This is a genomic window from Leucobacter celer subsp. astrifaciens (assembly GCF_001273835.1).
GTDB lineage: Bacteria > Actinomycetota > Actinomycetes > Actinomycetales > Microbacteriaceae > Leucobacter > Leucobacter celer.
This window is the reverse complement of record NZ_JHEI01000140.1, coordinates 21,766-36,203: the sequence shown is the minus strand read 5'-3', so window position 1 is coordinate 36,203 and position 14,438 is coordinate 21,766. Positions and strand designations below refer to the sequence as shown.

Here is a 14,438-nt window from a genome sequence, read left to right as displayed (position 1 = left end):
GATCGCCTGGCCGATCGTATCGGGGGTTCCATCCGAGCCCGGCCCGGGTTACAATTATTTCGATAAACGAAATATAGTTCGCAGAGCGAAAATGGGAGCGAGCGGATGATCGACAAGAGAGTCCAGACGGTCGAAGAGGCGGTCGCGGGGATCCGGGACGGCGCAACCGTGATGATCGGCGGCTTCGGCCGCGCGGGGCAGCCGGTCGAGCTGATCGACGCGCTCATCGCTCAGGGTGCGAGCGAGCTCACGATCGTGAACAACAACGCCGGCAACGGCGATACCGGCCTCGCGGCCCTGCTCGCGAAGCGGCGGGTGCGCAAGATCATCTGCTCCTTCCCGAGGCAATCCGACTCGTGGGTGTTCGATGGTCTCTACCGCGAGGGCGCCATCGAACTCGAACTGGTGCCCCAGGGCAACCTCGCCGAGCGCATCCGCGCCGCGGGTGCCGGGATCGGCGCCTTCTTCACCCCGACGGGCGTGGGGACGCAGCTCGCCGAGGGCAAGGAGACCCGCGAGATCGACGGTCGGGTCTACGCGCTCGAGTATCCGATCAGGGCGGACTACGCGCTCGTGAGCGCCCGCCGGGCCGACCGCTGGGGCAACCTCGTCTACCGTGAGACCGCGCGCAACTTCGGGCCGATCATGGCGACGGCGGCGGCCACGACCATCGTGCAGGTCGACGAGTTCGTGGAGCTCGGCGCGATCGATCCCGAGACCGTCGTGACACCGGGGATCTTCGTGGATCGTGTCGTCGCGGTGGGCGAGCGGCGCTGGCTGCGCGACGGCGAGTTCGTGGGCGGAGTGGATCTGGAGGGCAGGCCGCTCGCCGAGAACCTCGCCGAGAACACAGAGGGGGCAGCACGATGAGCACCAGGATCAGTCGGCAGGACCTCGCGGCGCGCATCGCCGCCGATATCCCGGAGGGGTCGATCGTCAACCTCGGGATCGGGGCCCCCACGCTCGTGGCGAACTACCTGCCCGAGGACGAGGAGATCATCCTGCACACCGAGAACGGCATGCTGGGCATGGGATCCGCGCCGGAGGAGGGACGGATCGATCCCGACCTCATCAACGCGGGCAAGCAGGCCGTGACCGCCGTGGCCGGCGCCGCCTACTTCCACCACGCCGACTCCTTCGGCATGATGCGCGGCGGGCACCTCGACGTGTGCGTGCTCGGGGCCTTCCAGGTGGCCGAGAACGGCGACCTCGCGAACTGGTCGACGGGGGCACCGGGTGCGATCCCCGCGGTCGGCGGGGCGATGGATCTCGCGATCGGTGCCAAGGACGTCTTCGTGATGACCGATCTGCTGACGAAGCAGGGCGAATCGAAGCTCGTCGCGGCGTGCAGCTACCCGCTCACGGGGGTGGGCTGCGTGTCGCGCGTCTACACCGACCACGCGATCTTCGACGTGACCCCCGACGGCTTCGCGGTGCGCGAGCTGTTCGGCGATAACACCGTCGCGGGCTTGCGCGACCTGACAAGCCTGGACCTGGCGGACGCCACCTAATCCGTCATCCGCCGCCGGTTGAGCGAGCGGAGCGAGTCGAAACCGCACGAGACGAAGTATCGAACCACCGAAGCAATTCTCAAGGAGAACCAGGATGACCTCCACCTTCATCTACGACGCCGTGCGCACCCCCTTCGGGCGGGCGGCCGGCGCGCTGTCGGGGATCCGCCCGGACGATCTCGCGGCCGTGGTGATGCGAGCCGCGGTCGACCGCACCGGCATCGACCCGGCCCGCATCGAGGACGTGATCTTCGGCGACGCGAACCAGGCGGGTGAGGACAACCGCAACGTGGCCCGCTTCGGTGCGCTGCTCGCGGGATTCCCGACGACCGTCACGGGCACCACCGTGAACCGGCTCTGCGCGTCGTCGGTCGAGGCCGTGATCCAGGGGTCGCGGGCGATCGAGTCGGGCGACGCCGAGGTGATCCTCGCCGGGGGCGTGGAATCGATGTCGCGCGCCCCGTTCGTGGTCGAGAAGTCGGCGAAGCCGTGGCCGGCCGTGGGCAATCAGACCATGTGGAACACCTCGATCGGGTGGCGCATGGTCAACCGGGCGCTGCCGAAGCACTGGACGATCTCGAACGGCGAGGCGGCGGAGAAGACGGCCCGTGAGTGGGGCATCACCCGCGAGGCGCAGGACGCGTTCGCCGTGCGTTCACACCGTCTCGCCGCCGAGGCATGGGCGGCCGGCGCCTACGACGCCGAGATCGTGCAGGTGCCCGGCGCGGAGCTGGCCCGCGACGAGGGGATCCGGGATGGCAGCACCGTGGAGAGGCTCGCAGGCCTCAAGGCGCTGTTCACCGCGGACGGCACGGTGACCGCGGGCAACTCCTCGTCGATCAACGACGGCGCCTCGGCGGTGCTACTCGGGGCGGAGGGCGCGCTCGACGCCGAGCCGCTCGCCCGCATCGCGGGCCGGGCCGCGCACGGCGTCGATCCCGATGACTTCCCCATCGCGCCGATCGAGGCCGCCAACAAGGCGCTCGCCCGTGCGGGCAAGACCTGGGCCGACGTCGATTTCGTGGAGCTCAACGAGGCGTTCGCGTCGCAGAGCCTCGCTTGTCTCGCGGGCTGGCCCGAGCTCGACCCCGAGAAGCTCAACATCCACGGCGGCGCGATCGCGATCGGCCACCCGCTGGGGGCCTCCGGCGGCCGCATCATCGGCCACGCCGCGCACGAGCTGAAGCGTCGCGGCGGCGGCGTCGCGGTGGCCGCGATCTGCATCGGTGTCGGCCAGGGGCTCGCGGTCGTGCTGGAGCGGTAGGCGCGCGTGGTTCTGTCTCCGGGCCGGTGGGGGTATCGCCGGCTCGGGGGCCAGCGGGTCGTCCGTGCATATGGGATCTGCTGATCATAGGCGCGTTCGAACAAGAATCGGCATATCTCCGGCAGATCCCATATCGTTGGCAGAGTGATGGAAGAACCGCAGAGCGCCGACTTCGTGCAGTCGCTCGCGCGCGGGATCGCGGTGATCCGTGCCTTCGATGCTGATCACGCGGAACTCACCCTCAGCGAGGTGGCCCGCCGCGCCGAGATTCCCGCTGCGGCCGCCCGTCGCTTCCTGCGCACGCTCGAGGCGCTCGGGTACGTGCGCAGCGACGGCCGCCGCTTCGCCCTCACGCCGCGCGTGCTCGAACTCGGCTTCAGCTATCTCTCGGCGCTGTCGCTGCCCGAGACGATGCAGCCCCACCTCGAACAGCTCTCGAGGGCCGTCGACGAGTCGGTGTCGGCGGCCGTGCTCGACAGCACTGAGATCGTGTACGTGGCGCGCGTGCCCACCCGCCGCATCATGACGGTCGGCATCACGATCGGCACACGCTTCCCCGCCTACGCCACGAGCATGGGGCGCGTGCTGCTGGCGGCGCTGCCGGAGGAGGGGATCGTAGCGGCGCTCGAGTCGAGTCAGCTCGCGGCCCTCACCGAGCGCACCCTCGCAGATGCCGAGAAGATCCGGGCCGAGTTCGCACGGGTGCGGCAGCAGGGCTGGGCCATCGTCGACGGGGAGCTCGAGACGGGGTTGCGATCGGCGGCGGCGCCGGTGCGCGGCAGGGACGGGCGGGTCGTCGCCGCGGTGAACGTCTCGACCAGCGCGAGTCGCGCCTCGATCGAGCAGCTCCGAGAGCACCATCTGCCCCTGCTGCTCGAGACGGTGGCCGCGATCGAGGCCGACCTGCGCCTGCTGTAACCCGCGTTCCGTCGAGGCTCGCCGAGTTCTGTCCGAGAGGCGGATGTCGAGGCTGAATCGCGAGTGCCGCCCGGCCCGCTCCGCCCTCGGGGCGGGCGGAGCGGGCCGCGGCCTCGGCTGGGAATCTCGGCGGGGATCCCGATCATCCGAACGCACTCGGAACTTGACATGTCGTCATCGTGCCGTAACATGGACGTACCGGTTAGTACATTAACCGGAAACACGCACCGAGTCGCAAAGGAGCGCCGTGACCTCGACGTCATTTCTCGCGGGCCTCGTCGGAGCGGGGGTCACGCCGTCGCTGACTCCCCCGATGCACGCCGCCGAGGGGAGCGCGCAGGGACTCGACTACGTCTACCGGCCCATCGACCTCACCGCCCTCGGGATCGGGCCGGAGCTGCTTCCGGAGATCCTCGTCTGGGCCGAGCGCCTGGGCTTCGATGCGCTCAACATCACCCATCCCTGCAAGCAGCTCGCGCTCGAGCACCTCGACCGGGTCGACCCCGGGGCCGAGGCGCTCGGCGCCGTCAACACGGTGCTCTTCACCGCGGAGGGCCGCGTCGGCTACAACACCGACACCACGGGGTTCGAGGCGGCATTCCGGGCGGGGATGCCCGCGGCGCGCACCGACCGAGTCGTGCAGCTCGGAGCCGGGGGCGCGGGATCGGCGGTCGCCAACGCGCTGATCCGCCTCGGGACGCGCCGCCTCAGCATCGTCGACCTCGATGCGGAGCGCGCGATCCGCCTCGCAGCCGATCTCACCAGCCGCCACGGAGCCGAGATCGAAGGTGTCGGCCCCGAAGCGCTGCCCGAGCGGCTCGCCGAGGCCGACGGTGTCGTGCACTGCACGCCCTGCGGCATGCGCGAGCATCCCGGGGCCCCCTTCGACCTCTCGCTCCTGCGACCCGAGCTCTGGGTGGCGGACATCGTCTACCGCCCGATCGAGACCGAACTGCTGCGCGGCGCGCGAGCGCTGGGCTGCGCGACGCTCGACGGGGGAGGCATGGCGGTGTTCCAGGCCGTCGACGCCTTCCGCCTCATCACCGGCCGAGAGGCCGATCCCGAACGCATGATGCGTCACTTCCATCAGATGCTCGATGACGAGCACCGCACTCACGAATAGAGAGACGTCACAGATGTCAACGAAGACAACCGCCGGGCAGACCGGCAAGACGCCGGTCAAGGCGGCGCTCGCCAGTTTCATGGGCAGCGCCGTCGAATACTACGACTTCTTCATCTTCGGCACCGCCGCAGCGCTGATCTTTCCGCGCATCTTCTTCCCGAGCGGGGACGAAGCAGCCCTCGTGATGTCTCTCGCGACCTTCGGGTTCGCGTACATCGCGCGCCCCGTCGGCGCCGTGATCCTCGGCCACTACGGAGACCGGATCGGTCGCCAGCGCGTGCTCATGTTCACACTCGTGCTGATGGGCGTGGCGACGTTCATCATCGGCTGCCTGCCGACCTTCGCGCAGATCGGCTGGTTCGCCCCGATCCTGCTCGTGCTCTGCCGCCTCATGCAGGGACTCTCCGCGGCCGGCGAGCAGGCGGGTGCCTCGTCGTTGTCGCTGGAGCACGCGCCCGACAACCGCCGCTCGTTCTTCACCTCGTGGACCCTCACGGGCACGCAGGGCGGTCAGATCCTCGCGGCCTTCGTCTTCCTGCCGGTGACGATGCTCTCCGATGACAATCCCTTCAAGTACGAGTGGGCCTGGCGCATCCCGTTCTGGCTGAGCGCCGTGGTGGTGGTCGTCACCTTCTACATCCGCCGCACGCTGCACGAGCCGCCGGCCTTCGCCGACGCGAAGGCGCAGGGCGAGATCGCGAAGATCCCGCTCGTTCCGCTGATGCGCGATCACTGGCGCGACGTGCTGCGCGTGATCCTGTGCGCCTTCATCGCCGCGGTCTCGACCGTGTTCGGCAACCTCGCCATCGCCTACGGCGTGGAGGTCGGGCTCGCCCAGAGCATCACGCTGTGGCTCGTCGTCGTCGCCAACATCGTCGCCCTCGGCACGCAGCCGCTCTTCGCGATGCTCGCCGACAAGATCGGCCGCAAGCCCGTCTTCATTTACGGTGCGATCTCGTCGGCGGTGTTCATGCCCTTCTACATGCTGTCGATGAGCGGCGACAGCGTCCTCCTCACCTTCCTGCTCGCGATCCTCACGTTCTCGTGCGGATACGCGGCCGCGAACGCCGTGTGGCCGTCGTTCTACGGCGAGATGTTCTCGGCGCGGGTGCGCTTCTCCGGTCTCGCGATCGGCACGCAGATCGGCTTCCTGATGGCCGGCTTCGCGCCATCGATCGTCGCCGCGCTCGGCGGCGTTCGCGAGGGCGGCTGGGTGATCATCTCGGTCTTCACCGGTGTGATCTGCCTCATCGTGACGCTCGCGGCGCTCACCGCCCGCGAGACCAAGGACGTGCCCACCGACACGCTCGGGATCAAGCTTCCCGAGACTCGCTGAGAGGAACGGGAGAACGGGAACCATGCGCACATCCATCGCCACGGTCTGCCTGTCGGGCGGACTCACCCAGAAGCTGCACGCCTGCGCGGAGGCGGGTTTCGACGGCGTCGAGATCATGGACGCCGACCTCGTCGCGGCCTACGAATCGCCCGAGGAGATCCGGGCGCTCTGCGCGCGGCTCGGGATCCGGATCGACATGTTCCAGCCGATGCGAGACATCGAGGGGGTGGATCCCGATGCCTTCGCGGACAACCTGCGCCGGGCAGAGGCGAAGTTCGACGTGATGGAGCGCCTGGGCGCCGACCTGCTGCTGCTCTGCAGTAACGTCGGCACCGCGACGATCGACGACGACGCGCTCGCGGCCAGGCAGCTGGGGGAGCTGGCCGACCGCGCGGCACGGCGCGGCATCCGCATCGCCTACGAGGCGCTGGCGTGGGGGCGGTACGTGAGCGACTACCGGCACGCGTGGCGGATCGTGCAGCTCGCCGACCGGCTCAACCTCGGCGTCTGCCTCGACAGCTTCCACATCCTGTCGCTGGGCCTGGACCCGTCCGGGATCGAGCAGATCGACGCCGACAAGATCTTCTTCCTGCAGCTCGCGGACGCGCCGGCCCTCGAACTCGACGTGCTCTCGTGGAGTCGCCACCACCGGCTCTTCCCCGGCGAAGGGAGCTTCGACCTGACCGGCTTCCTGTCCCACGTGCTGCGCGCGGGGTACTCCGGGCCGCTCTCGCTCGAAGTGTTCAACGATACCTTCCGCCAGACCGATCCCGACGCCACCGCGAAGCACGCCCTCCGTTCACTGCGCTGGCTCGCCGATCGCACCGCGGCCGAGAACGGCTGGGACGAGGATCGGCTCGACGCCCCCCAACCCCCGCGCGGCGTGGATTTCGTGGAGATCGCGGGAGAGGATCTCGCCGACGTCGACCAGCTGCTCGATCAGCTCGGCTTCGCGTTCGCCGGTCGCCACCGCAGCAAGCCGGTGCGGCTGTGGAGCGCCGGGAAGTCGCATATCGTGCTCAACGAGCAGGCGCGGGAGTCCGGCGCACGGCTCGCCGGGCTCGGTCTGAACGTCGGCGACGCCGAAGCGGCGATGCGCCGCGCGCTCGCGATCGGCGCGACTGAGGCGTTCCGGCGCACCTACGCCGGCGAGCAGAGGCTGCGCGGTGTGGAATCGCCCGACGGTACGCAGCTCTTCTGGAACGACCTCCCGGCGACGCGTTCGTGGATCGGCGAATTCGAAGGCGGAGCACCCGCGGCCGGCCGCGTGGATGACGCGCTGCGCGGCGCGATCGACCACGTCAACGTCGGATACCCCTGGCAGCAGTTCGACGAGGCGGTCCTCTTCAACACGAGCGTGCTCGCGCTGAGCGCCGAGCCGACGGCCGAGCTGCCGGGGCCTCAGGGGCTCGTGCGCAGCCAGGTGATGCGCACCGCCGACGGGGCGGTGCAGCTCGCGATGAACCTGGCCCCGCCGAGCGCCCCGGCGATGGCGCGGCACATCGCCGTCCGCGTCGACGACGCGGTGGCGGTGGCGCGGCGCGCGAGGGAGCGGGGCCTTGCGTTCCTGCCGATCCCGAGCAACTACTACGACGATCTCGGCGCCCGCTTCGGCCTCGGCGGCGATGAGCTCGCCGAACTGCGCGAGCTCGGACTGCTCTACGACCGTGACGATGCGGGATCCTTCGTCCACTTCTACACGCCGACGATCGGGGATGTGTTCTTCGAGATCGTGGAGCGGCGCGCGGGGTATTCGGGCTACGGTGCCGCGAGCGCACCGGTGCGGCTGGCTGCCCAGGGCTAGGCCCCGTCATTCGGTGCCGATCCCCGCCCTCGCCGGAGTACGAGACAATGGGGGCGTGAACCAGACGACCGAACGGCAGCGCGACGCCGAGCGCACGCGGGCGGAGCTGCTCGTCGAGGCGACGGCGGCATTCGCGGAATCCGGCTACTCGGGCACCCGCGTCGACGAGATCGCCGAGCGCACGCGCACCACGAAGCGCATGATCTACTACTATTTCGGCGGCAAGGAGCAGCTGTATCTGGCGGTGCTCGAGAACGCCTATCGCGGGATCAGGGAGGCTGAGCGAGAGCTCCAGGTCGACGGCCTCGAACCGGCCGAGGCCGTGCGGCGGCTGGCCGAGCTCACCTACGACCACCATCTCGCGCACGGCGACTTCATCAGGCTCGTCGCGATCGAGAACATCCATCACGGCAGGTTCATCAAGCAGCTGGACTCGTTGCGAGAGGTGAACAAGCCCGCCCTGGGGCTGCTCGAGGACGTGCTCGGTCGGGGGAAGGCGCGGGGGATCTTCCGCGACGACGTCGATCCGCTGGAGGTGCACCTGCTGATCAGCTCGTACTGCGTGTTCCAGGTGGCGAACCAGCACACCTTCGGCTTCCTCTTCGGCGTGGACCTCCACGACTCCGCACGCAGAGACCGTTTGCGCGGGATGATCGGAGATGTCGTCGTGGCGTGGCTGACCGCGCCGACGGGTGCCGCGGGGCACTGACCGCGTAGGCGCACGAGGAGGATTCCGGAGCTGTCCGCGGGTTCCTCCGCGCCTCCGGACGGGATCTCTCACCAGGGTGATGGGCCCCGGGTTATGCTGGGCGTGAGCTGGGCCGGCCGCGGCCCTCACGGACGTCAGACGGGACGACGAGGTTCATGAGCAGTGCAACCGGAATGAACGAGCTTCGCGAGGCGATCGAGGCACTCGATCCCGCGGTGAGACCGGGTATCGAGCGTCTGATCGGGCAGGTGGACGAGGACGACCTCCGGGAGCGGGAACCGCGTGACGTGGTGGGGTCCGCGCAGTCGATGCGCGCGCTCGCCGGGAAGCGCAGCCAGGGCGAGACCCTGGTGTCGGTCTTCACTCCGACGCTGCGCGAGCACGGCTGGACCTCTCGCCGCACCATCGTCAACATCTGCACGGACGATTCGCCGTTCCTGGTCGACTCGGTCGCCGCGGCCATCGCCCGGCAGGGCCTCTCGGTGCATCTGCTCATGCACCCCGTGGTGTCGGTGCGCCGCGACGAGGCGGGCGAACTGATCGAGGTCGACGCCCACGGCGGCGACCTCGAGTCGTGGATCCACCTCGAGGTGGATCGGGTGCCCACGGAGGAGGGCCGAGTCGAGCTCGAGGAGCGGCTGCAGGTCGTGCTCGGCGACGTGCACGCGGCGGTGAACGACTGGCAGGCCATGCGTCGCGCGTGCCTCGACATCGTGACCGATCTGCGCACCGCGGCTCCCGCCACGGTCGACCGCTCGGAGATCGCCCCGGCGGTCGAGTTCCTGAGCTGGCTCGCGGAGGACAACTTCACCTTCCTCGGCTACCGGGAGCACTCGCTCGAGACCGGTGAGGACGGCGAGGAGGTGCTGCGCGCCCTGCCGCACACGGGTCTCGGCATCCTGCGCAAGCCTGCCGCGGCGGTCGCCAAGCTGACCCCGGAGGCGCAGCGCACGGCTCGGGATCCGCGCCTGCTCACGATCACCAAGGCCAATTCGCGGGCCACCGTGCACCGCGACGTCTACCTCGACTACATCGGCGTGCGCATCTTCGACGAGGCGGGCAATGTGACGGGCGAGCGCCGCTTCCTCGGCATGTTCACCTCGGTCGCCTACGCCTCGTCCGTCCTGACGCTGCCGATCGCGGCCACCAAGGTGCGCGCGGTGCTCGACGCCTCGGGCTTCACCCCGAACTCGCACTCGGGCAAGGACCTGCTCCAGGTGCTCGAGCAGTACCCGCGCGACGAGCTGTTCCAGGACACCCCCGAGCACCTGCTGGCCGTCGCAGGCGAGGTCAGCCGGCTGCGCGAGCGCCGGCGATCCCGCATCTTCCTGCGCCAGGACGAGTTCGGCCGCTTCGTATCGGCGCTCGTCTTCCTGCCCCGCGACCGCTACAACACCACGGTGCGGCTGCGCATCGAGGCGCTGCTGCGCGAATCCTTCGGCGCTGATCAGGTGGATCACACCACGCGCGTGGGCGACTCCCCGCTCGCGCAACTGCACTTCGTCGTGCGCGTGCCGAAGGGCGAGCGGCTCCCCGAGGTCGACGAGGCGGATCTGCAGCCCCGGCTGGAGGCGGCGATCCGAGGCTGGGACGAGGGTCTCGTCAACGCGCTGCACCAGGCGTTCGAGGAGGAGGAAGCCGCGGCGCTGCTGAGCCGGTACGCCGACGCCTTCCCCGAGGCCTACAAGGAGAACGTCGTTCCCGAGGACGCCGTGGGCGACATCGTGCTGCTGGAGCGGCTCGAGCGCGGCGACGAGTTCGCCGTGCACCTCTACGAGCCCGAGAAGCACGAGGGCGGCAAGCGCTACCTCACCGTGGCCTCGCGTCGCGAGTACCCGCTGACGCAGGTGCTGCCGGTGCTCACCGATCTCGGCGTCGACGTGGTCGACGAACGCCCGTACGTCGTCACCATCGCCGGCGATGGCACGAGGCACATCTCGGACTTCGGGCTCGTGGTCTCGGGCCCCGAGCTGTGGGGCGATCCGAAGTGGGGGACCGCGCTGGAGGAGGCCTTCCACGCGGTCTGGACCGGCGCGGCCGAGAGCGACCGGCTCAACGCGCTGGTGCTGCTCGGCGGCCTCGACTGGCGCCGGATCGTGATCCTGCGCGCCATCAGCATGTATCTGCGGCAGATCGGCTCGGCCTTCTCGGTCGAGTACATCGAGCAGGCGCTCATCGAGAACCCCGGCATCGCCGCCGACCTGGTGCGACTGTTCGAGGCGCGCTTCGATCCCGCCGTCGACGCCGGCGACCGGGAGACACGCACCGCCGAGCTCGGCGCCGCACTGCGCCTCGCCCTCGACGAGGTGTCGAGCCTCGACCACGACCGCATCCTGCGCTCCATCATCGGCGTCATCGAGGCCACCTGGCGCACCAACTTCTACCAGCCGGGCGCCGACGGCGGTGCCAAGCCGTGGGTGTCGATGAAGCTCGACTGCGCCCGCGTGCCCGGCCTGCCGAAGCCCCACCCGATGGCGGAGATCTGGGTGTACTCGCCCGAGGTGGAAGGCGTGCACCTGCGCTTCGGCAAGGTCGCCCGCGGCGGCCTGCGCTGGAGCGACCGGCGCGAGGACTTCCGCACCGAGGTGCTGGGACTCGTCAAGGCGCAGATGGTGAAGAACGCGGTGATCGTGCCGACGGGATCCAAGGGCGGCTTCGTGGCGAAACGGCTGCCGTCGCCCAGCGACCGCGCCGCCTGGCTCGAGGGAGGGAAGGCGGCCTATCGCACCTTCATCCGCGGCCTGCTCGACGTGACCGACAACCGAGACGGCGGCGAGATCCTGCCGCCGGAGGGTGTGGTGCGCCACGACGGAGACGACCCGTACCTCGTGGTCGCGGCCGACAAGGGCACCGCGTCGTTCTCGGACATCGCGAACGCCATCTCCGAGGAGTACGGCTTCTGGCTGGGCGACGCCTTCGCGTCGGGCGGCTCGGCCGGCTACGACCACAAGGGCATGGGGATCACGGCGCGCGGCGCCTGGGAATCGGTCAAGCGGCACTTCCGCGAGCTGGGGCACGACACCCAGACGCAGGACTTCACGGCGGTGGGCATCGGCGACATGTCGGGCGATGTGTTCGGCAACGGCATGCTGCTCTCGGAGCACATCCGGCTCGTCGCCGCGTTCGACCACCGGCACGTCTTCGTCGATCCCGCTCCGGAGGCCGCGGCGTCCTTCGCCGAGCGCCGACGGCTCTTCGAGTTGCCGGGATCCTCGTGGGACGACTACGACCGCTCGCTCATCTCCGCGGGTGGCGGGATCTTCCCGCTCTCCGCGAAGTCGATCCCGGTGAGCCCGGAGATGGCCGTCGCCCTGGGCCTCGACGCGGGCGTGGGATCGCTGACCCCGGCCGAGCTGAAGCGCGCGGTGCTGCTGGCGCCCGTCGACCTGCTCTGGAACGGCGGCATCGGCACGTACATCAAGGCGAGTGCCGAGACGAACGGCGAGATCGGCGATCGCGGCAACGACGCCATCCGGGTGAACGGCGACGAACTGCGCGTGCGGGTGGTCGGCGAGGGCGGCAACCTCGGAGTGAGCCAGCGCGGCCGTATCGAGGCAGCGCTCGCCGGGGTGCGCATCAACACCGACGCGATCGACAACTCCGCCGGCGTGGGCACCTCCGACCGCGAGGTGAACATCAAGATCCTGCTCGGAGCCGTGGAGCGCGACGGCCGGCTCGACCGGGAGGCGCGCGACGAACTGCTGCGCTCCATGACCGACGAGGTGGCCGTGCAGGTGCTGCGCGACAACTACGAGCAGAACGTACTGCTCGGCAATTCGCGCGAGAACGCCGCCGACATGCTGCCTTCGCACGCACGCCTCATCGAGTGGCTCGAGGGGCGCGACGAGCTCGACCGCGAACTGGAGTTCCTGCCGAGCGCCGGTGAGATCCAGACCCGCATCGCCGAGGAGCGCGGCCTGACCCGTCCCGAGTTCGCGGTGCTCGTGGCCTACGCCAAGCTGGCGCTGAAGGCCGATCTCGCGGTCACCGATCTCGCCGATGATCCCTGGTTCGCGCGCACGCTCTCCGAGTACTTCCCCGGCCCCATCCGCGAGGGGTACGCGGACGACCTCGCCCCGCACCCGCTGCGCTCCGAGATCGTCGTCAACTCGGTCGTCAACTCGATGGTCAACCGGGGCGGGATCACCTTCGCCTACCGGGCTGCCGATGAGACGGGCGCCTCGAGCCAGCAGATCGCGAGGGCCTACGTCGTGGCGCGGGAGGTCTTCGACCTGCGCGGCTTCGTCGTCGCCGTCGAGGCCACCGACAACGCGGTGCCGACCGCGGTGCAGACCGATCTCTACCTCAGCTTCCGCCGGCTGCTCGACCGGGCGACGCGCTGGTTCGTGCACCACCGCTCGGAGAAGGTCGACATCGGCACCGAGATCGAGCTGTTCCACGATCCGATCACGCGGCTCTCGGGCGTGCTGGGTGAGCTGCTGCGGGGCGACGAGCTGCAGCGCTTCGAGGCCCGCGTGCTCGAGCTCGAGGAGGCGGGTGTTCCCACGGACCTCGCTCGGCGCGGTGCCGGGCTGCTGGCGTCCCTGCCGCTGCTCGACATCGTGGAGCAGTCGCGCCTGCGCGACTGGAGCCTCGACGAGGTCACCGCCGTGTACTTCGACCTCTCGTCGCGGATGCGATTCGACGAGTTGCTCAGCGGGGTGACGGCGCTGCCGCAGGACGACCGCTGGGGTTCGATGGCCCGCGCCGCGATGCGCGATGACCTCTACGCCGTGATGATCGAGCTGACGGCTTCGGTGCTCGAGCAGACCGAGCCGGGCGACGCGGGGCAGCGGATCGACGCGTGGCTCGAGCAGGGCACGGCCTCCGGCCGGCGGGTGCTCGAGGAAGCGCTCGACGCGGTCTGCTCGAACGCGCACGCCGGTCTCGCGACACTGTCGGTGGCCCTGCGACGGCTGCGATCGCTCGTGCGCTGAGCGGCTGAGGCGCTGAGGCGCTGAGGCGCTGAGCGGTTGAGCGCGCAGGATCGGGGAGTCCATCGCGATCCGCGCCGCGGATATTACACTGAGGACCATGGCAGCAGAGTCGGAGCCGAAGGCCGTAACCGGCTACCCGGCCGAGCGCGTCAAGGCCTTCGTCGACGCGGCTGTCGCCATCGCGCTGACGCTCCTGATCCTGCCCCTCATGGAGAGCGTGAGCGAGGTGGTCGGCGCGGGCGATGACGCGACCGCGTGGCTGCTGGAGCACAGCGGGCAGCTGCTGAACTTCCTGCTGAGCTTCGTGCTCATCGCGATGTTCTGGATCATGCACCACCGTCTCTTCGCGAGCGTCGAGCGGGTCACGGTGGGACTCATCTGGCTGCTCGCCGCGTGGCTGCTCACGATCGTGTGGCTGCCGGTCGCCACGGCGATCGCGGGAGGGATGTCGGACGAAGACGCCGTCGCGAAGACGCTCTACATCGGCAGTCTGGTCCTCGTCGCGGTCATGTCTCTCGTGATCCGGCTCTATCTCCGAGCCCATCCGGCGCTGCACGCCCTGGGCCGCCGTGACCTGCTGCTCGGCCTCACGGACGATATCTCCCTGGTGCTGCTCTTCGCGCTGGCGCTGGCCATCACGCTGCTGATCCCGGTCGTCGGGTACTACTCGCTGCTCGTGATGGCGCTGTCGGGTCCCGCCCAGAAACTCATCGCGAAGATGCTCGGTGCGGGCAGGCCGGAATCGACATGACTCTGGCGCCGCGCGGCTCTTCGCGGTAAACTTGAGTCATCATCACTCAAGTTTGAGGATTGGGTCGGGAGGCGCGACCGCCGCC

At 69.6% G+C, this 14,438-nt stretch carries 10 protein-coding genes; all 10 read left to right on the top strand.

What is annotated here, in order from left to right; translation table 11 throughout:
• The first annotated feature begins 105 nt into the window (after positions 1-105).
• The 10 genes from AMS65_RS13040 (at position 106) to AMS65_RS12995 (ending at position 14,353) form a co-directional block, all read left to right on the top strand.
• A complete protein-coding gene (locus tag AMS65_RS13040) occupies positions 106-870 on the top strand; it encodes a 3-oxoacid CoA-transferase subunit A (protein ID WP_053384617.1) in 765 nt (254 codons plus the stop codon).
• Positions 867-1,511, top strand: coding sequence for a 3-oxoacid CoA-transferase subunit B (locus AMS65_RS13035; RefSeq protein ID WP_053384616.1), 645 nt, complete (start codon positions 867-869; stop codon positions 1,509-1,511). The genes AMS65_RS13040 and AMS65_RS13035 overlap by 4 nt, the downstream gene beginning before the upstream one ends.
• A gap of 94 nt (positions 1,512-1,605) precedes the next feature.
• Complete coding sequence (locus AMS65_RS13030; protein ID WP_053384615.1) at positions 1,606-2,775, top strand: thiolase family protein; 1,170 nt, start codon at positions 1,606-1,608, stop codon at positions 2,773-2,775.
• A 147-nt stretch (positions 2,776-2,922) separates the two neighbouring features.
• On the top strand, positions 2,923-3,693 hold the full coding sequence (locus AMS65_RS13025; protein ID WP_053384614.1) for an IclR family transcriptional regulator domain-containing protein: 771 nt from the start codon (positions 2,923-2,925) through the stop codon (positions 3,691-3,693).
• A 247-nt stretch (positions 3,694-3,940) separates the two neighbouring features.
• Positions 3,941-4,816, top strand: coding sequence for a shikimate dehydrogenase (locus AMS65_RS13020; protein WP_053384613.1), 876 nt, complete (start codon positions 3,941-3,943; stop codon positions 4,814-4,816).
• 13 nt (positions 4,817-4,829) lie between these two features.
• Positions 4,830-6,152 carry an MFS transporter gene (locus AMS65_RS13015; protein ID WP_053384612.1) on the top strand — a complete coding sequence of 441 codons (1,323 nt, stop codon included), beginning with the start codon at positions 4,830-4,832 and terminating at the stop codon, positions 6,150-6,152.
• Positions 6,153-6,174: 22 nt separating this feature from the next.
• A complete protein-coding gene (locus AMS65_RS13010) occupies positions 6,175-7,956 on the top strand; it encodes a bifunctional sugar phosphate isomerase/epimerase/4-hydroxyphenylpyruvate dioxygenase family protein (protein WP_053384611.1) in 1,782 nt (593 codons plus the stop codon).
• 55 nt (positions 7,957-8,011) lie between these two features.
• The gene (locus AMS65_RS13005) at positions 8,012-8,665 is read left to right on the top strand and encodes a TetR/AcrR family transcriptional regulator (protein ID WP_053384610.1); all 654 of its coding nucleotides are present in this window, start codon (positions 8,012-8,014) and stop codon (positions 8,663-8,665) included.
• Positions 8,666-8,820: 155 nt separating this feature from the next.
• Entirely contained in the window at positions 8,821-13,602 is a 4,782-nt protein-coding gene (locus AMS65_RS13000; RefSeq protein WP_053384609.1) for an NAD-glutamate dehydrogenase, read from the top strand.
• Between the two features lie 97 nt (positions 13,603-13,699).
• A complete protein-coding gene (locus tag AMS65_RS12995) occupies positions 13,700-14,353 on the top strand; it encodes a TMEM175 family protein (RefSeq protein ID WP_053384608.1) in 654 nt (217 codons plus the stop codon).
• The last annotated feature ends 85 nt before the right edge of the window (positions 14,354-14,438 follow it).

Excerpts from the sequence above, each read along its gene's own strand:
- AMS65_RS13040 (WP_053384617.1), top strand. The coding sequence starts at position 106 with ATGATCGACAAGAGAGTCCAGACGGTCGAAGAGGCGGTCGCGGGGATC.
- AMS65_RS13035 (WP_053384616.1), top strand. The coding sequence starts at position 867 with ATGAGCACCAGGATCAGTCGGCAGGACCTCGCGGCGCGCATCGCCGCC.
- AMS65_RS13030 (WP_053384615.1), top strand. The coding sequence starts at position 1,606 with ATGACCTCCACCTTCATCTACGACGCCGTGCGCACCCCCTTCGGGCGG.
- AMS65_RS13025 (WP_053384614.1), top strand. The coding sequence starts at position 2,923 with ATGGAAGAACCGCAGAGCGCCGACTTCGTGCAGTCGCTCGCGCGCGGG.
- AMS65_RS13015 (WP_053384612.1), top strand. The coding sequence starts at position 4,830 with ATGTCAACGAAGACAACCGCCGGGCAGACCGGCAAGACGCCGGTCAAG.
- AMS65_RS13010 (WP_053384611.1), top strand. The coding sequence starts at position 6,175 with ATGCGCACATCCATCGCCACGGTCTGCCTGTCGGGCGGACTCACCCAG.
- AMS65_RS13000 (WP_053384609.1), top strand. The coding sequence starts at position 8,821 with ATGAGCAGTGCAACCGGAATGAACGAGCTTCGCGAGGCGATCGAGGCA.
- AMS65_RS12995 (WP_053384608.1), top strand. The coding sequence starts at position 13,700 with ATGGCAGCAGAGTCGGAGCCGAAGGCCGTAACCGGCTACCCGGCCGAG.